Origin of the sequence: Anaerotignum sp., from assembly GCF_045122575.1 — a bacterium.
Taxonomy (GTDB): Bacteria; Bacillota; Clostridia; order Lachnospirales; family Anaerotignaceae; genus Anaerotignum_A.
Window position 1 is genome coordinate 1 of record NZ_JBGVHV010000118.1, and the last position, 22349, is coordinate 22349.

Annotated in this window: 19 protein-coding genes; 17 read left to right on the top strand and 2 right to left on the bottom strand. The window is 44.3% G+C overall.

Translation table 11 applies throughout. The features are described from left to right. Both ACJMLT_RS05860 and ACJMLT_RS05865 read right to left on the bottom strand, forming a co-directional pair. A partial coding sequence (locus ACJMLT_RS05860; RefSeq protein WP_405727987.1) for a tyrosine-type recombinase/integrase occupies positions 1-1123 on the bottom strand: 1123 nt, incomplete at its 3' end. Positions 1124-1290: 167 nt separating this feature from the next. After that, complete coding sequence (locus tag ACJMLT_RS05865) at positions 1291-2799, bottom strand: DNA primase family protein (protein WP_405727990.1); 1509 nt, start codon at positions 2797-2799, stop codon at positions 1291-1293. Positions 2800-3064: 265 nt separating this feature from the next. On the opposite strand from ACJMLT_RS05865, the gene ACJMLT_RS05870 reads away from it, so the two are divergent. The 17 genes from ACJMLT_RS05870 to nifJ all read left to right on the top strand — a co-directional run. Beyond that, the gene (locus ACJMLT_RS05870) at positions 3065-3766 is read left to right on the top strand and encodes a hypothetical protein (protein WP_405727993.1); all 702 of its coding nucleotides are present in this window, start codon (positions 3065-3067) and stop codon (positions 3764-3766) included. Positions 3767-3794: 28 nt separating this feature from the next. After that, complete coding sequence (locus tag ACJMLT_RS05875; protein WP_405727996.1) at positions 3795-3998, top strand: hypothetical protein; 204 nt, start codon at positions 3795-3797, stop codon at positions 3996-3998. Positions 3999-4164: 166 nt separating this feature from the next. After that, positions 4165-5223, top strand: a complete 1059-nt coding sequence (locus tag ACJMLT_RS05880) for a LuxR C-terminal-related transcriptional regulator (RefSeq protein ID WP_405727999.1) — start codon at positions 4165-4167, stop codon at positions 5221-5223. 187 nt (positions 5224-5410) lie between these two features. Next, positions 5411-6046, top strand: a complete 636-nt coding sequence (locus ACJMLT_RS05885) for a LuxR C-terminal-related transcriptional regulator (RefSeq protein WP_405728002.1) — start codon at positions 5411-5413, stop codon at positions 6044-6046. A gap of 1 nt (position 6047) precedes the next feature. Beyond that, positions 6048-6143, top strand: a complete 96-nt coding sequence (locus ACJMLT_RS05890) for a stalk domain-containing protein (RefSeq protein WP_405728005.1) — start codon at positions 6048-6050, stop codon at positions 6141-6143. Between the two features lie 159 nt (positions 6144-6302). Next, complete coding sequence (locus tag ACJMLT_RS05895; RefSeq protein ID WP_405728008.1) at positions 6303-6614, top strand: DUF134 domain-containing protein; 312 nt, start codon at positions 6303-6305, stop codon at positions 6612-6614. Between the two features lie 51 nt (positions 6615-6665). Beyond that, on the top strand, positions 6666-7295 hold the full coding sequence (locus ACJMLT_RS05900; RefSeq protein ID WP_405728011.1) for a substrate-binding domain-containing protein: 630 nt from the start codon (positions 6666-6668) through the stop codon (positions 7293-7295). Between the two features lie 24 nt (positions 7296-7319). Beyond that, on the top strand, positions 7320-8210 hold the full coding sequence (locus tag ACJMLT_RS05905) for a ribokinase (RefSeq protein ID WP_405728014.1): 891 nt from the start codon (positions 7320-7322) through the stop codon (positions 8208-8210). Positions 8211-8408: 198 nt separating this feature from the next. After that, on the top strand, positions 8409-9293 hold the full coding sequence (locus tag ACJMLT_RS05910; RefSeq protein ID WP_405728017.1) for an RluA family pseudouridine synthase: 885 nt from the start codon (positions 8409-8411) through the stop codon (positions 9291-9293). 462 nt (positions 9294-9755) lie between these two features. Continuing rightward, positions 9756-11264, top strand: a complete 1509-nt coding sequence (locus ACJMLT_RS05915) for a sugar ABC transporter ATP-binding protein (RefSeq protein ID WP_405728020.1) — start codon at positions 9756-9758, stop codon at positions 11262-11264. A 21-nt stretch (positions 11265-11285) separates the two neighbouring features. Next, the gene (locus ACJMLT_RS05920; protein ID WP_405728023.1) at positions 11286-12311 is read left to right on the top strand and encodes an ABC transporter permease; all 1026 of its coding nucleotides are present in this window, start codon (positions 11286-11288) and stop codon (positions 12309-12311) included. Between the two features lie 100 nt (positions 12312-12411). Beyond that, positions 12412-13389, top strand: coding sequence for a sugar ABC transporter substrate-binding protein (locus tag ACJMLT_RS05925; protein WP_405728026.1), 978 nt, complete (start codon positions 12412-12414; stop codon positions 13387-13389). A gap of 234 nt (positions 13390-13623) precedes the next feature. Next, positions 13624-14658 carry an NAD(P)-dependent alcohol dehydrogenase gene (locus ACJMLT_RS05930; protein ID WP_405728029.1) on the top strand — a complete coding sequence of 345 codons (1035 nt, stop codon included), beginning with the start codon at positions 13624-13626 and terminating at the stop codon, positions 14656-14658. Positions 14659-14691: 33 nt separating this feature from the next. Continuing rightward, the gene (xylB, locus tag ACJMLT_RS05935; protein ID WP_405728032.1) at positions 14692-16215 is read left to right on the top strand and encodes a xylulokinase; all 1524 of its coding nucleotides are present in this window, start codon (positions 14692-14694) and stop codon (positions 16213-16215) included. A 167-nt stretch (positions 16216-16382) separates the two neighbouring features. Further along, positions 16383-17375, top strand: coding sequence for a L,D-transpeptidase (locus ACJMLT_RS05940; protein ID WP_405728035.1), 993 nt, complete (start codon positions 16383-16385; stop codon positions 17373-17375). Positions 17376-17449: 74 nt separating this feature from the next. Continuing rightward, entirely contained in the window at positions 17450-18466 is a 1017-nt protein-coding gene (locus ACJMLT_RS05945; RefSeq protein ID WP_405728038.1) for a copper amine oxidase N-terminal domain-containing protein, read from the top strand. Between the two features lie 630 nt (positions 18467-19096). Continuing rightward, the coding region (nifJ, locus tag ACJMLT_RS05950; protein ID WP_405728041.1) for a pyruvate:ferredoxin (flavodoxin) oxidoreductase at positions 19097-22349 on the top strand (3253 nt) is incomplete at its 3' end.

Sequence of the window (22349 nt, forward strand, 5' to 3'; positions counted from 1 at the left end):
TACAGAGAATGTCTGTGTGGCCCATAATGTCAGTGATCAGCCTATGGTCGATGTTGTTATCTAACAGGATCGAACCATAGGTTTTTCTGATTTTATGGGGTGATTTTGGATAGATATCCAGTTTTCTGCAGATTGTGTATAGTCTGGTACGGATGCTGTTGCCAGTCATACGCTGTCCTTTTCTGCCTAAGAAGATGTATTCTTCGAAGGGATTCAGGTGACGGATTTTTTTGATCAGCCATGCGTAATCTGCTGGGATAGGAATTGTTCTGACACCCGCTGCGGATTTCGGGAATTCTTTTACTGTATAAACGGATTTTCCGTCATCATCGGTGTATTTGGTTTCGGTTCTGCGAACCTTTACTGATAACTCATCGAAGTCTGTATGTTTCAATGTTACCAGTTCACCAACACGGAGACCTGTTACAAACAGAAGGTAAATTCCCAGATTGGCGGCATCAAGATTTCTGACCAGATATTCCATAACTTTTTGCATTTCCTGATCATCAAAGACTTCTTCATAGTCTTCTTTGATGATTTTTCGGAATGTGGTGTCAGTCAGATCCAGACGGTTGAACACATCTTCTGCTGTGAAGTCGATAAGTTCGTTGGAACTTGCTCTTTTCAGAAATCCTCGGGTGAGAGACTTCAGGTTAGAGAAACTCTTAGCTGTCATATGGTGTTCAGAAACCTGACTTTCCAGAAAGTCAATGAAGTCACGTTGCTTCAGATGTTTGATTTTCTGTTTGCCAAATTCTGCATAGTGCAGCTGAAAGATGCGGATGTTTCGATCGTAGGTTGCTTTTGCAATTTTGCCTAGTTGAAATCTGCGATCGTTCCATTCTGTAAAAACCGCTTCGATCGTGGGATCTTCTTCTAAGGCCTTGTAGAAGTCGATGATCGCCTGATCTAGAGCTGCTTTATCTTTCTTTTTTATCAGCGTTCGGCCGTTTTTATTGTTGGGCAGGTAGGTGCGCCAGTAACCATCTTTTGCCTGCCACACTTTGTATGTATGTTTTTCGATGTATGTTTTACGCTTTGCCATTTCCATTGCGCTGGCCACATTTTCTAGGTCAAGCATACCACTGGTGATGGCAAACTGCAATAATTCGTTGTTGACCATATATAATACTTGGAGCCGGAGATATCTCTTCCTGCGCAGCGGATCCGTCTCCTTTCTTTAAAATTATGGAACAGGTTCCAATTTCATATGGGATGGTTCAAGGTTTGTTCCGTTTGAAAAGTGGAGCAAACCTTGAGATTTGGGGATTGGTTCCAAAGTTCCAGAATTTATTCTGCAACTGTTTTTTTTAGAACAATGCCCACGAAGTGATGGATGTTGCTGTTTTTTCTGTGGATTCTGCTTCTAGGTACTTTATGCTTTTCCAGAAGTCTGCTGTTCATTTTGGTTTTTCCAATGATTTCGAGTGCGTTACGCTCGCAGTAGTCTGAATAGGCTGTTCTAAATTCCTGAACAGGAGTAGAACCATTTGGGTCAAAGTCACATCTGTCGGTGACAAACATATCTAAAGAATTACCATTTTCTTCGTAGTATTTAAGATAGATTAGGCTGTCATCGGGCTCTGAGAATTTGAAGTTTTTTTCTACCAGTTTGGGAAGTGTGTTTACTGCAGCAGTAAAGATAGCATCACGTTCTTTCCAAATCTTTTTGTCTAAATCAGGATCTTGCATTTCTTTTGGAATGCTGTATGGGAATACCAGCAAGCAGATTCTATTAATAAAAGCTTTTGTTGCTTCGTCCTCTTCAGATATGGGCAAGGCGTTTCCGGCATAGAAGTGTTTTGCAGTGGGAGTGTAGGAAAAGATTTTTCCATGCTTGAATTCAGCGGAAATTCTATCACTGCCTGTAAAAGATTTCAGGTAGGAGATATCATTCAGCTTTACATTTTTAATCTCACCGCAAACATTCAGCTTTTTGCTGAAGAGATCTGCCTTGTTGAAGCGCTCGCCTAATGCATGAAGCGGAATATTAGATACAGCTTCAATGCCAACAAGCTTTTCCAGAAAATGGAGTATCATGCTTTTCCCAGAATCAGGTTCTCCTTTAAGAAAGAATGCCTTTTTAGCATTTGTCATATCACTGCAGCCATAGCCGATCATCTGGAGAAGAAGTTTTCTTTTTTTCTTTTCTCCACCCAGAGATGTATTGCAGTAGGAATCAAAATCAGGTGTTTTGGCTGCTTCTGTCAAGAATTTTGCATGAATGCAGTATGTAAAATGATATTTGGGTGAATGCTCCAGCAGGATGCAGGATTCTGTACCGATGCTGACAACGCCATTTTTACAATTGATTAAATTAAGATTTGTGTTGAAATCTTCATATTTGGCCTGAAGATCATGATGACGGCAAATTCTCGTTTTAATCTCGCTTGCAAGGCTAGGCTTTGCCAGACGATATTCGTTTTTTGTATAGTAATTTTCAATCATCATTTCAGCAGTATCATCTTGCATCTGCACAAACGCGCCTGTTTTATTTACATAACGCCAGATGGAACCGTTTACTACGAGGAGTTTTTCATGTTTCAAGATTCGGCAAGTGATGATATAGGCAATGTCAACAGGGAGTTTATCGTCATCACCGTAGGCATAATCATCATGGCAATCATCATCACTGTTGGCATAACTGTCATGGCCATCATAGTCATCATAGTCGCTATCGTTTTCTGATTCATCATACTGGGAGTACATTTCGTATTCGTCAGAATCGATGAAGGAGTCTTCGAAATAGATGATGCTGTTTTCAGATTTGTTTTTTCTGTTGTGTTTTTTCTTTCCCATATTAATAACCTCCATTACTGTATATGAATGTAGTAGCTGAGGGTGCGCATCCTCTTTGGCATGGAACGGTGCCCCGTTCCATGGTTATATTTTCTCAAAAAGACACCGGAAAAAATAACCACGCCAGATAAATAATTTGCTTGGTTAAGGACTTGAAAATCTTCAGAAAAAGCAAAAAAAGGTCGTTTTTTTCAGAAAAAGTATGGTTTAAAAAAATAAAAGTAATAAAATAATGCTAGGTAGAACGTGATAGGAGGAGGATACAATGGATAATCATAAACCCTATGTTTTATGTGATAGAGAAATTTTTCCTTATTCTGGAGAGTTTGATTTTAATAGTAAGGAGCAGATAAAAGAGAATCACTTGAACCTTCACTACTTAGCATTAGATATAGCAGAGTCTATTCATGGTCCAGGCAGTGTTGAAGCAAAAGGTGAACAGGATATCATCTACAGAAAATTGAATGATAATAGTTATTCGTTATGTCCTAGGATTAAGAGTGCTTTGGGAATTGACCTTAATAAATTTGTAAAAAAGGGAGATAATCAGCAGAAGGCAGATGCGTTGAGACTTATAAAGGTGTTATATCATTTTATAAAAACTGAAGGGGATAGCAAAAAGGTAATATCTTTGCTTGAGAACCCGTCTTTGGATAATATACAAAGTGACTATTGTGAACATCCGTTTTATACAGAAATTCATGATATGAAAGAGGTTTTAGACTATTTAAATAAAAAAAGACAGGGAGATCACTTTCAAGAAGTTTATCCGGTGGGATATGAAGAATTTGCTGTAAATGAAGCAGTATTTAGAAATGAGATAATCATTAAGTTGAGTGATGGGAATGTTGACTTTTTGAAGGAACTCAACTGTAAGTTAGGAAAGTTAGAAAAGAATAATTTAGAAGTTTGTAAATTTTCATGCAATGATAAATTACAAAGGACTGAAGACTTAAAGAAAGAGTAAATGCGTGTCAGAGAAAGGAGAAATCAGAATGATAGAAAAACGTAAAAAAATACAGCCCGTGGTGGATTTTCTGGAATATTTGATTCGCTGCGGTAAAATTTCCAATGAAGGCGGTCATAAAATTTTTGCTGTCGTATTGAAGGAACCTGATCTGACAGATCGTGTTATGGATATTTTAGATCTGGAACTGTCGGAGCAGGAGACGATCGCAAAGGTGGAAAAGCTGCTGTGACGGCGAGAAGCCTGCAGCCTCCATGGGAAGGCATCTGGCAAGGAAAGACTTGCCGGGTGCCTTTTTTATTGAAAACATGACCGGATGAATGATAAGGTGCTGTGGGTTGACTTTACCAGTTGGCGTATGGTATCGTAAATAACAATATGTCTTTGGAGGGAAGGAAATGAAATCATTCTGTGAAAAACTGAATATTCTGAAAAATGGTTTTGCATTTTCTGTTTTCCTTCTGGGATGCCCCAAGATCGTTTTCGCCGCAGGGCAGGAATTGTCTGCGGGAGGTTTAAATGGCATGTCCATACTATATGGAATTCTTGCGGGGATCTCTCTGATATTGCTGATCGGATACGGGGCACTGGTTAAGAAAAAAGAAATGTGGCTGCTGTTATTGTTTGCCTCCATTTTTCTGGTCAATGCGGGTTATTTCTCCCTTTCTCTGTCAAAAACACTGGGAGAAGCATTGCTGGCCAACCGAATCGCCTATCTGGGGTCTGTATTCCTGCCGTTTTTCATGCTGATGACCATTGCAGGTGTTTGCCGCCAGCCCTGTAAGAAATCAACAGTTGGGGTGCTGATCTGCATCAATGTGATCGTCTTTCTGATTGCCGCCAGCCCCGGATACACAGACTGGTATTATCAGGACGTTACATTGGTGTTTGTGGATGGTGCAGCAAAACTGAAAAAAGTTTACGGCCCGCTGCATAACATTTATTTTGTATTCCTGTTCTCCTATTTTGCTATGATGATCGGATTGATTTTCCATGCGAAAAGGAAAAAGTGGCTGTATTCGACAAAGCATGCCCTTCTGCTGCTGATCGTGGTGCTGCTGAATATTCTGTTCTGGCTGGTGGAACAGATGATCCATTGGAATTTCGAATTCCTTTCCGTTTCCTATGTCATCAGTGAATTGTTGCTGCTTTGTCTGTATAGTATGCTGCAGGATATCGAAGAGATGCAGAACGGAGTGCAGTTTGTGGCAGCGGAAGAAACTGTAGAGGAAGAGAAGCAATCTTTCGAAATGATCGTGAACCATTGGTCTGAGAAAGCGGGCTTATCTCCCCGAGAAAAAGATGTTTTCCGTGAACTGCTGACAGATAAAAAAAGAAAGGACATTGCCGAGGTGCTTTGTGTTTCGGAAAATACTGTAAAAACCCATACCTCCAATGTCTTCTCCAAAATGGAAGTTTCCACAAGAAGCGAATTGATCGAAAAAGTAATGAAATGATGTGAAAGAACCGATTCGGGTGAGTTGGTTCTTTTTTTGTGGAAAAATGGCGGAAAATCAGCAAAATCACCCCTTTTCAGACAGAAATCACCCCTCTTGGGTGAGGACGATCCCCGTGTTTTTTCCTATGCTTAGACTAAGAAAGATTACGCATGGGGAAACCCGTCAGATGACGAGGAGGGGGATTATGCAGACATATAGAGTGTTATTGGTAGAAGACAGAAGGATCCATAAATTGTATCTGGAACAGTTGCTGCATGCTTCAGGCCGATATGTTCTGGTAGGAACAGAAACGAGCATGAAAGATGCGCTGCTGTTCTGTGGACACACAGCGGTAGATCTGATCATCACCGAAGCGGCGGACAGAACGGGCATGACCTGTTTTCAGGCGCTGGCAGAATGCAGGCGGAAATATTCCCACATTCGCAGTGTGGTGATCACAGATTCGGTTGATCAGAGTTTTCTGGAACGAGCGGAAGAATGTGGCGCAGACAGTTTCTGGTATGCAGAGGACAGGCAGGCCAATCTGCTTTCTGTTCTGGATCGTACCATGGAGGGGAAATCCGCATTTCCTGCCCATCCGCCGGTGGTAAAAATCGGCCAGATGGAAAGTCGTGATTTTTCTGCAAAGGAACTGCAGATCCTCAGGGAAGTGGCGAAGGGATATTCCAATAAGGAGATCGCGGAGAGACTGCGGATGAGTTATTACACCGTGCGGGATTATGTGCAGGGGATGCTGGAAAAGACCTACCTGCAGAACCGAACGGAGCTGGCAGTGGTGGCGGCTAGTATCGGCCTGATCGTATTGGAGAAAGCAGAGTAAAATGGTGTATATCAGATTTATCGCAGAAAATCTGGGCGCAACCGTAACATGGGATGACGCGGCACGCACAGTGACCATCGTTCCAGATACAAAATAATATGCCTGATTTGTAAAATAATACAAAGAACACCCGTCAGGGTGTTCTTTTTTAAATAAAATGCCTTGTATTGTTGACAGCATTTCGTTATAAGAGATAAAATATTTATGAAAAAGAAGGTGGGGATAGGCATATATCTATAAGAACGAAGGGGACGACTTGCGCAGCAAAAAACCAAGAAAGATAGCATCTTTGCCTGATAATCTTGGATTTCGGCCGATCAAAATGCAAAAGGGGAAACAGGCCGTGGTTCTGACGATCGATGAATATGAATCGATCCGTCTGGTCGATAAAGAAGGGGTTTCGCAGGCGGAATGCGGGGAGTATATGGATGTTTCCCGCGCGACGGCACAGCGTATTTACGCTTCCGCGAGGAAAAAAATCGCCGATGCCATCGTGGAAGGTTTGCCCCTGCAGATCGAAGGCGGCTGCGCAGGGGAACATCGCAGAAATCCGCTTGTATATAGGTAAAAGGAAGGTGGATAATTAAACGGAGGCAAGAAACATGAAAAATTATTAGCAATGATTCTTTGCGTAAGCATGAGGGCAACAGCACTGGTTGGCTGTAGCGGTTCTTCCGAACCTGCAGCTGACGCATCTGTAGAAGGCGGCATTGGCCTGTCTGTATCCACACAGAACAACCCCTTCTTCGTAACACTGGTAGAAGGTGCTGAAGCAGCGGCAGAAGAAGCAGGCGTTAGCCTGACAGTAGTAGATGCCGGTGATGACGTAACAAAACAGGTATCCGACGTAGAAGACCTGCTGTCCAAAAACATTGCAGTTCTGATCATCAACCCCGTTGACTCCGATGCAGTTTCCGGCGTTGTTGCAGATGCAATGGCAGCTGGCGTAAAAGTAATCGCAGTTGACCGTGTTGTAAATGGTGTAGAAGTAGATTGTACAATCGCTTCCGATAACGTAATGGGTGCTGTAGAAGCAATCGACGGTGCAGGCAAAGACATCCTGGTAGTTGTTTTCTACGCAACAGATGGCGCGATTGCAGCAATCAACGAAGGTAGAATGGCAGCAACAATCGCACAGCAGCCCGAAATGATCGGTAAAGCAGCAGTAGAAAACGCAGTGAAACTGATCGCTGGCGAATCTATCGAAGCAAACATCCCTGTAGAAGTTGCTCTGGTAACTGCTGAATAATGATTTGAAAAAAGAGGTAATCTGATGAAGGTATTGAATATTGGCTCTATGAACCTGGATTATGTATATCAGGTGGATCATATCGTACAGCCCGGTGAAACAGAAGCATCTTTCGATATGAATGTTTTTCTGGGCGGCAAAGGGATCAACCAGTCTATGGCTTTAGCTAAGGCGGGGGTAAAGGTGTACCATGGCGGCATGATCGGCGAAGATGGGCAGCCTTTTCTGGATGCTTGTAAAGAGTATGGCGTGAATGCAGACCATATTAAAATGATCGAAGGCAAAACCGGCCACGCAATCATTCAGGTAGACAAGAACGCGCAGAACTGCATCCTGCTGTATGGTGGCGCAAATCAGAAGCTGACAGAAAGCTATGTGGATGAAGTACTGAACGATTTTGAAAGCGGCGATATCCTGCTGCTGCAGAATGAAGTGAATCAGTTGCCTTATATCATTGACAAGGCCTATGAAAAAGGTATGCAGGTTGCACTGAATCCTTCTCCTTTCAATGAAAAACTGAAAGAGGTGGATCTGAAAAAAGTAAGCATCTTTTTGCTGAATGAGGTGGAAGGCGGTCAGATCACAGGTATGACTGATCCCGAAGATGTACTGGCTAAGATGAGAGAAATGTTCCCCCAGGCCAAAATCGTTCTTACGCTGGGCAAAGATGGTGCCAGATATGCAGAAGGCGAGCTGACTTACGATCAGCCTGTTTTCAAAGTGCAGGCGGTTGATACAACAGCAGCCGGTGACACTTTTACAGGTTATTTTCTGGCCGGTCTGATTGACGGCATGGAAATTCCTGATATCCTGAAAATGAGTGCAAAAGCATCCTCCATTGCAGTAACCAGAAATGGCGCAGTACCGTCTATCCCCTTTAAGGAAGAAGTGCTGGAAGCATTGAAGGAACTGTGATCAGATATCGTAAAGGATATGAAAAGAATGAAATAACAGAAAAGGGATACCTCCGTCGTTTCGGAGGTGTCTTTTTTTGCAAAACCGCAATGCCATCGGCGCCTGCGGTTTTTGATTGATGCAGGGAAAGATGCATGTTAAAATATAACAGTATAACCAAGGAAGAAAAAGAGATCGATAGGAAATGGAAGTTGTATTATGAAAAGAAGTTTTCGTTATGAAATTACAGAGAAAGATGCGGGGAAAACCGTTGGAACTTTTCTGCTGGAGCATGAATATACCCCTACCTGTATCAAATTTCTGAAAAAAGCGGCAGGGCTGATCACGGTAAATGGTGTCTGGGAATTTGTGAATAAACCGCTGAAAGAAAATGACATTCTGGAAACGGTTTTTGTGGATGAGGAAAGTTCGGAAAATGTGCCTTCTGTAGAAATGCCGCTGGATATCGTATATGAAGATGAGGATATCTTGGTTTTGAATAAAGCGGCAAATCTGCCGATCCATCCGACAAAAGGCTATGAATACACGAACCTTGCCAATGGGGTCGTGCATTATTATGAAAAACAGGGGATCCCCTTCGTCTTCCGCAGTGTCAATCGTATTGATAAAGATACGACAGGGCTTGTGATCATTGCCAAAAATATGCTGAGCGGATCGATTCTTGGGGAGGCTATGCGGAATCGGGGGATCCACAGAACTTATCTGGCGATCACGGAAGGGGAACTTCCGGAAAGAGGAACCATCGATCTGCCCATCGGAAGAAGAGAAGGTTCTGCTGTGGAACGGTGTATCGATGAAAACGGCGCGAAAGCCGTTACCCATTATGAACGGCTGAGGGTTGCAAAGGGTCATTCCCTTGCAAAAGTTTCTCTGGAAACAGGCCGTACCCATCAGATCCGCCTTCACATGAGGGCGATCGGACATCCTCTGCCGGCGGATGTGTTGTATAATCCGAATTTTCGGGTGACCCGGCGACATGCACTCCATTCCTGGAAATTGGAATTTCTGCATCCTATTACGAAAGAAAAACTCTGTTTTGAGCAGGAACTGCCGGAAGATATGAAAAAAATACTGGAAGACTGACAGGAAAATTGGTTTGAACCATGTTGGGAAGCACGCTGCAGCGAAGGCTGAGGCGTGTTTTTTTCTTTATGTCGGGAGTTCTTGTCGGATAAATGTATTTTTATAGGATGAAAAAGAGTGAGTATTTTTCAAAAAAAGGTTTCCGGAAAGAAATGTTGACCGTTTTTTTATGGGAAAAAAGAAAAAATTATAGAAAAAGTGTGGGTAATTCCCTGTAGATAAATGGGAGTTTTTTATTCAAATTGAATATAATTTTTTGACGGCAGTATTGACACTTTGGCACTTTTGAGTATATACTTAATAAAAATGCGTGCATTGGCGTGATGTTACATAAACATGCAAAAAATGGGCAGATTGTACTGTTTCGGGAACAACAGTGCCATATTATCTGTTCATGAAATGCAGGAATGCTTATTAAAAGTATACTTGGGCGAAAGCCCGATTTGCGGAAGGGAGGAACCTATGGGAAGCGACGTAAAACTTCGGGTTTCCGGAATCGAAAAGTCTTTCCCTGGCGTTAAAGCGCTGGACAAAGTAAACTTTGCAGTTCGCAAAGGTACTGTTCATGCACTTTGCGGCGAAAATGGTGCAGGGAAGTCTACATTGATGAAGATCATCAACGGTATCTATAAACCCGATGCCGGTGAAATTTTTATTGATGAACAGCCGGTAAAAATTCAAAATCCTATTGTAGCAAGATCTCTGGGTATTGCTATGATCGCGCAGGAATTAAACTTTATTCCTGAAATGTCCGTAGAAGAAAATATTTTTCTGGGACGTCTGCCCGTAGATGGTATGGGCAAAGTAAACTGGCGTGAAGTGCGTCAGAAAACAAATGAGTTGCTGCAGAATGAACATCTGCCTTACAAAGCAACAGAAAAACTGAAAATGCTGACAACATCTGATATTCAGATGCTGGAAATCATGAAAGCGATCTCCAACGATGCATCCATCATCGTAATGGACGAACCTACATCCTCTATCACACAGAAGGAAGTAGAACTGCTGTTCAAGAAAATTGAAATTCTGAAAGCAAAAGGCTGCGCCATCGTATATATTTCCCATAAAATGGATGAAGTATTCCGTATTGCTGATGATATTACAGTATTCCGTGATGGTACTGTAGTAAAATCCATGAGAGCGGAAGATACAAACATCGACGAAGTTATCGCGCTGATGGTAGGACGTAAGATGGAAAATGTATACCCGAAAGAAGAGATCGAAATTGGCGAACCTCTGCTGGAAGTGAAAGATCTGAAGAGTGGTCTGTTGTTTGAAGATGTTTCCTTCCATGTAAACGAAGGGGAAATCGTCGGTTTTGCGGGTTTGGTTGGCGCAGGCCGTACAGAAACCATGCGTTGTCTGTTTGGTCTGGATCCTATTGATGGCGGTACTGTAAAGGTACATGGCAAGGATGTGACCATCAAGAAAGTATCCGATGCCATCAAATCCGGTATGGTTATGCTGTCTGAAGACCGCCGCCGTTACGGTATCATTCCTATGAGAAGTGTCAGAGAAAATGCCAGCCTGTCTGCTCTGGAAAAATTCTTCTATGGTGGCCGTCATCATAAACAGGAAGAAGTGGACATGGTAACAAAATACTTCGATAAGATGAGTGTAAAAACACCCACACAGGAAACTCCCATCCGTTCTCTGTCCGGTGGCAACCAGCAGAAAGTATTGCTGGCAAAATGGATGATGCGTGATCCGGAAGTACTGATCCTGGATGAACCTACCAGAGGGATCGACGTAGGCGCAAAATTTGAAATTTATAAACTGATGACAGAAACAGCAAAAGCAGGTAAAGCGGTAGTTATGGTTTCCTCTGAGTTGCCTGAACTGATCGGTATGTGTGACAGAATCTATGTAATGTGTGAAGGTCATATCGCCGGCGAACTGAAGAGAGAAGAATTCTCTCAGGAAGCAATTATGATGTATGCGACCGGTACACATAGCATTATTCAGGAATAATGATTAAGGAGGAGATCGAAAGTGAAAAATGGTAAAACAAGCCAGCTGATGCAGAAATATTCTATTTTCTTCGTTCTGCTGGTAATGATTATTGCATCTACAATGATGAACCCCAGCTTTATGAGCACAAGAAATATGACAAACATTGCTGTGCAGCTGGCGGTAGCAACAATTCTGGCTTATGGTGAAATGGTACTGATCGTATCCGGTCTGCTGGATCTGTCCTCCGGTGCTGTTCTGGCGCTGGCAGGGGTACTTTCCGTAAGCGTATACAAAACAACAGGCAATATGGCTATGGCATTTGCTGTTGCCATCGGCGTTTCTGTTGTATTCAACATGATCAATGCGCTGTTCGTAGCAAACTTTGGTCTGCCTGCGTTCATCGTAACACTGGCAACACAGATGGCTGCCAGAGGTCTGGCTCTTCTGTATACATCCGGTCAGAATATTCTGCAGATCGGTGACTATGCTTTCTGGGGTCAGGGCAAGATCGGCGGTATCCTGCCTGTACCTGTTATCTTTATGATCGTTGCGACCATTATTATTTCCTACATCATGAATCAGACAAGACTGGGCCGTTCCTTCTATGCCATCGGCGGTAACGAAGAAGCTGCAAATGCTTCCGGTATCAATGTAATCAAATCCAAATACATGGCATTCCTGATCAACGGTATTCTGGTTGGTATCGCAGGCGTACTGTTCATGGCTCGTGTAAACGCAGGTCTGCCTAATGGTGCGGTTGGCTACGAAATGGAAGGTCTGACAGCTGCCATCGTCGGCGGTACATCTTTCTCCGGCGGTATCGGTACAACATCCGGCACACTGATCGGTTCCTTCATCATCGGCTGTCTGAACAATATCATGAACCTGCAGGGCGTAGACTCTTACATCCAGCAGGTAGTAAAAGGTATTATCATCGTAGCGGCTGTACTGTACGATGTACGCTTTAAAAATAAAAAAGCACCTAAAGTAATCCTGAAGAAAAAGGATGAAGACAAAGGCGAAGATAAAAAAGACGATGCACCCGCAGCAAATGCAGGGGCATAACGGAAACCCTTGATGCAGGCTTTCATTTGATCATCAAATTCAAATAAAGGCAACAAATGTATTCTCACAAAATATGAAAAAAGGAAAGGGAGAGAGTAACATGAAAAAGTATTTAGCAGCATTTATGGCACTGGCTATGGCAGCAACAGCGCTGACAGGTTGTGGCGGTTCCGAACCCGCAGCTGACGAAGCAAAAGACGGCTACAAAGTAGCTTACATTGCTCGTGCACAGTCTGACTCCTTCGCAGCATGGCTGGCAAACGAAATGGTAAGAGCAGCAGGCGAATACGATGACATCACACTGGAAGTATTCGACGGCCAGGCAGATGACGCGAAAGAAAACGCAGCAATTGAAAACGCAATTGCAAACGGTTTCGATGCGATCATCGTACAGCCCAACAACGGTGAAGCACAGAGACCTTATGTTGAACAGGTAGTTGCTGCTGGCATCGTTGCAATCACAACAAACTCCAGAATCGCTGGTATCGAAGGCGCTTCCTCCGTTGACGCTGACCCTTATGTACAGGCTCAGGTTAACGCTGAAAAAGCAATTGAACAGGTTCCCGAAGGCGCGAAAGTAGTCGTTCTGAGAGGTCCTTCCGGCAACTTCCACGCTGACGAAAGACTGAAAGCATGGAACGAAGTATTCTTCGCAGCTAGACCCGACGTACAGATCGTAGGCGATGACTATGCTAACTGGAACAAAGACGAAGCTATGACTCTGATGGAAGACTGGACACTGGCTCACGGCAAAATCGATGCAGTTATCTCCATGAACGATAACATGGCAGCAGGTGCTCTGGAAGTAGTAAAAGGTAACCCCGATTTCGCTGACATGCTGGCATACGGCGTTGACGGTACAGCTGAAGCTTGTCTGCTGATCCAGGATGGTCTGATGACATCCACATGTCTGCAGTCCGCTATCGACCTGGCTGACCTGAACATGGCAACAGTTCACAAACTGCTGACAGGCGAAGAAACACAGATCGACACAGATATCGATGCAGTTCTGATCAATGCTGACAACGTAGCTGAATACGTAGAAATGTACAAAGCTAACGGCCAGATCACAGAATAATTTCAAAATTACATAAATTTTGAAGCGTAATTTCTGACTGTAATTCGCAATTTTGAGGTACCATTTTCGGTTCAGACGGAGGTGGTACCTCTGCTTTTTTATGAGTATTTTCTCATTTGTGAGGATGGATCATATTGCATAATCAATCTGAAACTGGTATGATTAAATATAGGGGATTTGTACGAAACAAGTCCGAAGAAGGTATGTAAAATAAGTGAAAGCGAGGAGATCAACATGAAAAATAGACAGGCATATATGGTAGGTCTGAATAAAATGGAAATTCGTGAAACAGCTGTTCCTGAACCTAAGGAAGGCGAAGTTCTGGTAAAAGTAGAATACGTTGGTATCTGTGGTTCCGACGTTCATTATTTTAAAGATGGCAGATGCGGTGACTTTGTGGTTGACGGCGAACTGATGCTGGGTCATGAAGCAGGCGGCGTTGTTGCAAAAGTAGGCCCCGGCGTAACAGATTTGGCAGTAGGCGATAAAGTTGCGCTGGAACCCGGTATCACATGCGGCCAGTGTGAATTCTGTAAATCCGGCAGATACAATCTGTGTCCCGATGTTGTTTTCCTGGCAACTCCTCCCGTACAGGGCTGTAACGAAGATTATATTGCGTTCCCCGCAAATATGTGCTTCAAACTGCCTGAAGGCATGACAACAAAAGAAGGCGCACTGATCGAACCCTTCGCAGTAGGTCTGCATGCAGCAATGCAGGGCAAAGTTGGCATGGGCGATCAGTGTATCATTCTGGGCGCAGGCTGCATCGGTCTGATGACACTGCTGGCTTGTAAAGCATGCGGCGCAACAGATATCACAGTGGTAGATATGGCGCAGAAACGTCTGGACTTCGCTATGGAACTGGGTGCAACACGCATCGTGAATGCAAAAGATACTGATGTTCTGAAATATGTAGAAGAACTGACAGGCGGCGCAGGTATCGAAAAAGTATTTGAAACAGCAGGTTCTCCCGTAACAATCGCACAGACACCTTATCTGGTGAAAAACGGCGGTACCATCACACTGGTAGGTCTGTCCGCAAATCCCGAAATCACATTCAACTTCGGTCAGATCATGGCAAAAGAAGCAAGAATCGAATCTGTATTCCGCTACAGAAATCTGTATAAAAAAGCAATCGCAGCAGCTGCAAACGGTTTGGATATCGGCAGAATCGCAACACACGAATTCGAATTTGACAAAATTCAGGAAGCATACGAAGCAGCGATCAAAGATAAAGAAAACATCGTAAAAGCAGTGATCAAACTGTAATTTTGAATGACCACAGAAATGGCGGTGTAATGTATGGAATATTTACTGGGTATTGACATTGGCACTTCCGGCACCAAAACCGTGCTGTTTGACAAGAATGCCAATCCGATCACAGCAAAAACATTTGAATATCCCCTGTATCAGGAACAGAACGGTTGGGCAGAACAGGAACCCAATGACTGGTGGGAAGCAACGGTTGCCGGTGTAAAAGGCGTTCTGGAAGCATCTGGTGTAAACCCTGCAGATATCAAAGGTATCGGCCTTTCCGGTCAGATGCATGGTCTGGTTATGCTGGATGAAGCCGGCGAAGTGCTGCGTCGTTCCATCATCTGGTGCGATCAGAGAACCGGCGAAGAAGTGGATGATATGAACCGTATGATCGGCGCAGATAAGATCATCCAGATCACAGCAAACCCTGCGGTAACAGGCTTCACAGCAGCGAAGATCCTGTGGGTGAAAAAGCACGAACCCGAACTGTACGCAAAATGCAAACATATCCTGCTGCCAAAGGACTATATCCGTTATAAACTGACAGGCGAATATGCAACAGAAGTTTCCGATGCTTCCGGTATGCAGCTGATGGACGTAGCAAAACGTACATGGTCTGATGAAATTCTGGAAGGTCTGGGGATCGACAAAGCCCTGCTGGGTAAAATGTATGAATCTCAGGATGTAACAGGTGCTGTTCATGCAGAGGCATCTGCACTGACAGGTCTGGCAGAAGGTACGATCGTTGTAGGTGGTGCGGGCGATAACCCTGCAGCAGCCATCGGTACAGGTATCGTTTCTCAGGGCAAAGCCTTCACAACTATCGGTACATCTGCAGTAGTATACGCAGTATCCGACCAGATGGCGTTGGATCCCAAAGGTCGCGTGCATACCCTTTGTGCTTCTGTTCCCGGCAAGTGGACAGTAATGAGCTGCACGCAGGCGGCTGGTCTGTCCCTGCAGTGGCTGAGAAATAATGTCTGCACAGAAGAAATGGCAGAAGCGAAGGAAAAAGGCGTTGACCCTTATGAAATCATGACAGCGGAAGCAGCACAGGTGCCTATTGGTTCCGAAAAACTGCTGTACCTGCCTTATCTGATGGGCGAACGTTCTCCTCATCCCGACCCCGACTGTCGTGGCGTATTCTTCGGTCTGTCTGCAATGCATCAGAGACCTCATCTGATCCGTTCCGTCATGGAAGGTATCTCCTTCTCCCAGTGGGAATGCGTAGAAGTATTCCGTGAAATGGGCGTACCTATTGAAGATATGATGATCTGCGGCGGCGGCGGCAGAAGCCCCTTCTGGAGACAGATGCTGGCTGATATGTATGGCTGTCCTGTAAGCACAGTACAGTCTGATCAGGGCGGTGCCTTGGGTGCGGCAATTTTGGCAGGCGTAGGTGCGGGTATCTATTCCGATCTGGAAACAGCATGTAATGAACTGGTGCGCAAAAAAGACGTTTCCCAGCCTGACATGGCGGCAAACAGCGAATATGCGAAGTTCTTTACATTATATAAAGATCTGTATAAAACACTGTTCAGCAGCTTTAAAGATCTGAAGAATATTTAAAAAGGATAAAAAGAGCCTTCTTTTTTTAGAGGCTCTTTTTCTTTTATGAAAAAATTCAGAAAAACTTAAGAAAACTTTTCTTGTATCTTACCGCATCCTCTTTTATAATACACCATGAGAAGAAAGACGAATTTTGTATGCAAAAGAAAAATTGAAGGAGAAATGAAATGAAAAAAAGAATCATCAGGGTGCTTCTTTTCTGCCTGCTGCTGTGCTGCTGTTCCGCAACGGCATTTGCAGGCGAAAAAGAAACGTATCCTTATTATGTTACAGTCAATCTGACAGACAATATCGTAACGGTCTATGAGCAGGATGAAAAGGGTGCTTATACGGAGCCGGTCAAAGCATTCCTTTGCAGCGGCGGGGAAGATACGCCGGAAGGTACGTTTCAGACCATCGTGAAATATGACTGGAGATATCTTTTTGGTGACGTATGGGGGCAGTATGCCACTCGTATCACAGGTCACTATCTGTTCCATTCCGTGCCATATTTTGAACAGGACAAAAGCACACTGGAATATGAAGAATACAACAAACTGGGCACGACGGCATCTATGGGCTGCATCCGCCTGACGGTAAAAGATGCAAAATGGATCTATGACAATTGCCCTGTGGGTACGACCATCACCATGTACCGTGGGGATGTGGAAGAACCTCTGCAGCCTGCCCCTGTACAGAAGCTGAATGTGGAGGATACTGCCCGTCGTGGCTGGGATCCTACAGACCCGGATCCGGAAAATCCATGGAGAGAGGGAGAACTGCGCGAAATGCAGGTACAGCCTTCTTTTCTGGAAAAAACAGTAACGACTTATTATGAAAATGGCACCTATTATATTTCTGCGAAAGAAGGGGAAGAATTGTTTTCCCGCCTTGGTGCGAAGCTGGAATTGCCGGAGGAAACTGTGAAAACGGAAGAGGTAACCGTGACCTGCGAAGGAAAGGATTATCAGCTGAACTGCCGCATGAAAGACGACGTGGTTTATTATAAACTGAGAGATGTTGCAGCTATGGCTGATGCGGAAATGGTTTGGAAGAAAGAAACCAAAGAAATCGTTATTTCCGGAGGGGAAAAAGAAGTTACCCTCAGTCGGGTACAGGAGAACAGAGAAGCGGTTTCTCTGCCTGAAAAAATTGCTGCTCTTTTTGCAGATAAAGCGTGATTTTACGGAGAAAGATTGCATTTTATGACACTTTATGATATGCTTGCAGGATTGATAGAGAAAGAGGGAAAAACATGACGATCAAAAAACTGACAGTGATTGCGGCAGCTGGTGCGGTGCTGCTGGCCGGAGCGATTGGCCTCTCTATGAGTCTGACAAGCCAACATGAAATGGAAATGGAAGTGTCAGAGTCCCCTGTGACCCAGGAGGAAGGTACGACCAATGCAGATGGTTCCAAAACGCTGGGGGATATGGAAAATATTCCTTTATACTATGATGAAACGGAAAAACTGCTGCTGCCTCTGCGTAATGTGATGGAAGGGCTGGGCGGCTCTGTTGTATGGAACAAAGAGACAAAAATGACAGAGGTTGCCTACCGCGGCAGAACGCTGGCGCTGCAGGCGGGAAAGGAACAGGCAGTTCTGAATGGCTATGATGTGACATTGCCGGCGGCGGCAGAGATCATCAACGGTTGCCTGTATGCGGATGAAGCACTGATCTCTGCGTACTATACCGGAGAAGTGGATTTCAATACAGAAACCAGACAGGTGACCCTGCAGACCAAGGATAATACGGTTCCTGTTATAGCAGTAAAGGTTCTGACAGGAGAAAAAGAGGGCAGGGCTTATGAGATCGAAGTGCCTGTGATCGTTGGCCTGAATGATACGAAATACGAAAAGAATCTGAACGAAGGCTTTTTGCAGGAAATGCAGGCCTATGCGGAAGATTACATGGCGGCGGATGCCGCAGGTCTGCTGAAACTGCAGGCAAAAGCAGGACTGTGCAGCAAGGATTTCCTTTCTATTTTGCTGGAAGGAACAAGAGACGGTTCTTCTGTGAAATTTGCAAAGAATTTTGACCTGTTAGGTCAGAAGGCGGTAACGCTGGAAGATATGCTGGAGGAAGGGTCTCTGGAAAGAGCGAAGATCGCCGGAGGAGAAGGTTGGACGGCAGATCGTTTTTGCCTGACGGCGGACGGTGGGCTGATCCTGCTGAAAGGCGGCGAAGACAGCCGTATGTATTACTGGACAACGGAGGGCGAACAGCCGGAATGGAAAGGTGCTTATCAGCCTTTGTTCTCTAAAAAATAAGAATGAAAGGATCGGGAAGAGGGTCGGAAAATACAGGCTCTCTTCTCTTTTTTTGCATAAATATAAACCTTGTGGAAAAATCTGATTCTATGTCTGATTTTCAAAAATAGATATCGATATATCGGAATATAAATCTGAATAATTCATTTATTTCGATGGAATTCGTCTGCTATTCGACTTTGCATGACTATAAATACACTGTATACAGCATGTTTGTTTTTTGATTAACGAATTATTTTCAGGTGTGAAAATGTTTCAAAATTGTTTTTGTTTATAATTTTGTATTGTCTGACAACAAATGAAGAATATTCTTCAAAAAAATATAAAAATGCATAAAAATATTTATAAAAACATAAAGTTAGTAGAAATAAGTAACAAAAGGGATTTTGTTAGAAACATAACACATCAATTTTCATTTTGCTGTTGAAAAGGATTTGAATTGATTGTATAATAATCGAGTAAAAATTCTGGTTTCATGTGAAAATAAGTGGTGTTCGGTTGTCAGACAAAAGTTTGACAAAAATTCTTCCATACACATGGAAACAGAATATGCCGCCATTTCTGATGGCTGCAAAAACGGGATTATCCCGCAAAAAAATCATTCTCTATTATACTAAGGAGGAGAAAATTATGGCTAAAGTTATGAAAACTATGGATGGTAACGAAGCTGCTGCATACGCTTCCTACGCGTTTACAGAAGTAGCAGGTATTTTCCCCATCACACCTTCCTCTCCCATGGCTGAAAAAACAGACGACTGGGCAGCAAACGGTAAAAAGAACCTGTTTGGTCAGGAAGTAAAAGTTGTTGAAATGCAGTCCGAAGCTGGTGCTGCAGGTACAGTACACGGCTCTCTGGCAGCTGGTGCGCTGACAACAACATACACAGCATCTCAGGGTCTGCTGCTGATGATCCCCAACATGTACAAAATCGCTGGTGAACTGCTGCCTTGCGTATTCCACGTAACAGCTCGTGCGCTGGCTGCACATGCTCTGTCTATCTTCGGCGACCACTCCGACGTTATGGCATGCCGTCAGACAGGTTTCGCTATGCTGGTTTCCAACTCCGTACAGGAAGTTATGGACCTGGCTTGCGTAGCTCACCTGTCCGCAATCAAAGGCCGCGTTCCTTTCCTGCACTTCTTCGATGGTTTCCGTACATCCCACGAAATCCAGAAAATCGAATGCATGGATTACGAAGAACTGGCTAAGATCATCGATATGGATGCGGTTAACACATTCAAGAGAAATGCGCTGAACCCCGAACATCCCGTAATCAGAGGTACAGCTCAGAACCCCGATATCTACTTCCAGGGCCGTGAAGCAGCAAACAAATTCTATGATGCTCTGCCCGCAGTAGTAGAAGAATACATGGGCGAAATCAGCAGAATCACAGGCAGAAAATATGACCTGTTCAACTACTACGGTGCTCCCGATGCTGACAGAGTTATCGTTGCTATGGGTTCCGCTTGTGAAGCAATCGAAGAAACAATCGATTACATGACAGCAAAAGGCGAAAAAGTTGGTCTGGTTAAAGTACACCTGTTCAGACCTTTCGTAGCTTCCAAACTGCTGGAAGTAATCCCTAAAACAGCTAAGAAAATCGCTGTTCTGGATAGAACAAAAGAACCCGGTGCACAGGGCGAACCTCTGTACATGGACGTATGTACAGCAATGTTCGAAGCAGAAGAAGCTCCCCTGGTAGTAGGCGGTCGTTATGGTCTGGGTTCCAAAGACGTTACACCTGCACAGTTCCTGGCAGTATATGCTAACCTGTCTCTGGACAAACCCAAAAATCACTTCACACTGGGTATCGTTGATGACGTTACAAACACATCTCTGGAAGTTGGCGAAGAAGTTAACGTTACAGGCGATGACGGCACAATCTCCTGCAAATTCTGGGGTCTGGGCGCTGACGGTACAGTAGGTGCAAACAAAAACTCCATCAAGATCATCGGTGACCATACTGACAAATATGCTCAGGCATACTTCAGCTATGACTCCAAAAAATCCGGTGGTATCACTCAGTCCCACCTGCGTTTCGGTGACACACCCATCAGATCTACATACCTGGTAAAAACAGCTGACTTCGTAGCTTGTCACAAACAGGAATATGTAAACCTGTATGATATGGTTACTGAACTGAACCCCAACGGTACATTCCTGCTGAACACAGAATGGACAGTAGAAGAACTGGAAGAAAAACTGCCCGCTAAACTGAAAAGACAGCTGGCTAAGAAAAATGCAAACTTCTACATCATCAATGGTACAGCTATCGCTGCTGAAATCGGTCTGGGCAACAGAATCAACACAGTTCTGCAGGCTGCATTCTTCAAACTGGCGAACATCATCCCCATTGATCAGGCTGTAGAATACATGAAAGCAGCGATCACAAAATCCTACGGCAAAAAAGGTGACACAATCCTGAACATGAACTACGCTGCAGTTGACCGTGGTGTAGATGGCGCTGTTAAGGTTGAAATCCCTGCTGCTTGGGCTACAGCTGAAGATACAGCAGTAGCAACAGAAAGAAAGAAAACAGACTTCGTAAAAGCAATCGTAGATCCTATGAACGCTCAGGAAGGTGACAAACTGCCCGTATCTGCATTCGCTGGCAGAGAAGACGGTACATTCCCTTGCGGTACAGCTGCTTACGAAAAACGTGGTGTTGCTGTTAACGTACCCGAATGGAACGCTGACAACTGTATCCAGTGTAACCAGTGTTCTTATGTTTGTCCTCACGCTGCAATCAGACCCGTTCTGGTTACAGATGAAGAACTGGCAAAAGCACCCGAAGCATTCAAAGCAGTTGAAGCAAAAGGCGGCGCAGCATTTGCTGGTCTGAAATACAGAATGCAGGTTTCCGCGCTTGACTGTCTGGGCTGCGGTTCCTGTGCAGAAGTATGTCCCGCTCCTAACAAAGCTCTGGTAATGAAATCTCTGGCAACTCAGGAAGCTGAAGTTGCTAACTGGGACTTCATGATCGAAGAAGTTGCTCCTAAGGCTAACCCTATGGGCAAAGGCTCCGTAAAAGGTTCTCAGTTCGAACAGCCTCTGCTGGAATTCTCCGGTGCTTGTGCAGGTTGTGGCGAAACACCTTACGCAAAACTGGTAACACAGCTGTTCGGTGATAGAATGTACGTTGCAAACGCAACAGGCTGCTCCTCCATCTGGGGTGGTTCCGCACCTTCTATGCCTTACACAGTAAACAAGGACGGCCGTGGCCCCGCTTGGGCAAACTCCCTGTTCGAAGACAACGCAGAATATGGTTTGGGTATGGCTTCCGCTGTAAAACAGATGAGAGCAGGCCTGAAAGATAAACTGGAAAACCTGAAAGCAATCGACGCTTCCGTAGCAGGTGTTGTTGATGCTTGGGTAGAAACAATGTTTGATGGTGAAAAATCCAGAGAAGCATCTGACGCTCTGGTAGCTGCACTGGAAGCTTACGCTGGCACAGATGCAGAAGCGAAAAACATCGTTTCTTATGTTCTGCAGAACAAAGATCAGCTGGTGAAAAAATCTCAGTGGATCTTCGGTGGTGACGGCTGGGCTTACGATATCGGCTTTGGCGGTCTGGACCACGTACTGGCTTCCGGCGAAGATGTAAACGTTCTGGTATTCGATACAGAAGTATACTCCAACACAGGTGGTCAGGCATCCAAATCCACACCTATCGGTGCAGTTGCTCAGTTCGCAGCTTCCGGTAAGAGAGTGAAGAAAAAAGACCTGGGCATGATCGCTATGTCCTACGGTTATGTATACGTTGCACAGGTAGCTATGGGCGCAGATAAGAACCAGCTGGTAAAAGCTCTGGTAGAAGCTGAAAAATACCATGGTCCTTCCCTGATCATCGCTTACGCTCCTTGTATCAACCACGGTCTGAAAG

What these genes read in the sequence shown, in the direction of transcription:
- ACJMLT_RS05865 (WP_405727990.1), bottom strand. Translation starts at nt 2,799, where the DNA reads ATGGGAAAGAAAAAACACAACAGAAAAAACAAATCTGAAAACAGCATC.
- ACJMLT_RS05870 (WP_405727993.1), top strand. Translation starts at nt 3,065, where the DNA reads ATGGATAATCATAAACCCTATGTTTTATGTGATAGAGAAATTTTTCCT.
- ACJMLT_RS05875 (WP_405727996.1), top strand. Translation starts at nt 3,795, where the DNA reads ATGATAGAAAAACGTAAAAAAATACAGCCCGTGGTGGATTTTCTGGAA.
- ACJMLT_RS05880 (WP_405727999.1), top strand. Translation starts at nt 4,165, where the DNA reads ATGAAATCATTCTGTGAAAAACTGAATATTCTGAAAAATGGTTTTGCA.
- ACJMLT_RS05885 (WP_405728002.1), top strand. Translation starts at nt 5,411, where the DNA reads ATGCAGACATATAGAGTGTTATTGGTAGAAGACAGAAGGATCCATAAA.
- ACJMLT_RS05890 (WP_405728005.1), top strand. Translation starts at nt 6,048, where the DNA reads ATGGTGTATATCAGATTTATCGCAGAAAATCTGGGCGCAACCGTAACA.
- ACJMLT_RS05900 (WP_405728011.1), top strand. Translation starts at nt 6,666, where the DNA reads ATGATTCTTTGCGTAAGCATGAGGGCAACAGCACTGGTTGGCTGTAGC.
- ACJMLT_RS05905 (WP_405728014.1), top strand. Translation starts at nt 7,320, where the DNA reads ATGAAGGTATTGAATATTGGCTCTATGAACCTGGATTATGTATATCAG.
- ACJMLT_RS05910 (WP_405728017.1), top strand. Translation starts at nt 8,409, where the DNA reads ATGAAAAGAAGTTTTCGTTATGAAATTACAGAGAAAGATGCGGGGAAA.
- ACJMLT_RS05915 (WP_405728020.1), top strand. Translation starts at nt 9,756, where the DNA reads ATGGGAAGCGACGTAAAACTTCGGGTTTCCGGAATCGAAAAGTCTTTC.
- ACJMLT_RS05925 (WP_405728026.1), top strand. Translation starts at nt 12,412, where the DNA reads ATGAAAAAGTATTTAGCAGCATTTATGGCACTGGCTATGGCAGCAACA.
- ACJMLT_RS05930 (WP_405728029.1), top strand. Translation starts at nt 13,624, where the DNA reads ATGAAAAATAGACAGGCATATATGGTAGGTCTGAATAAAATGGAAATT.
- xylB (WP_405728032.1), top strand. Translation starts at nt 14,692, where the DNA reads ATGGAATATTTACTGGGTATTGACATTGGCACTTCCGGCACCAAAACC.
- ACJMLT_RS05940 (WP_405728035.1), top strand. Translation starts at nt 16,383, where the DNA reads ATGAAAAAAAGAATCATCAGGGTGCTTCTTTTCTGCCTGCTGCTGTGC.
- ACJMLT_RS05945 (WP_405728038.1), top strand. Translation starts at nt 17,450, where the DNA reads ATGACGATCAAAAAACTGACAGTGATTGCGGCAGCTGGTGCGGTGCTG.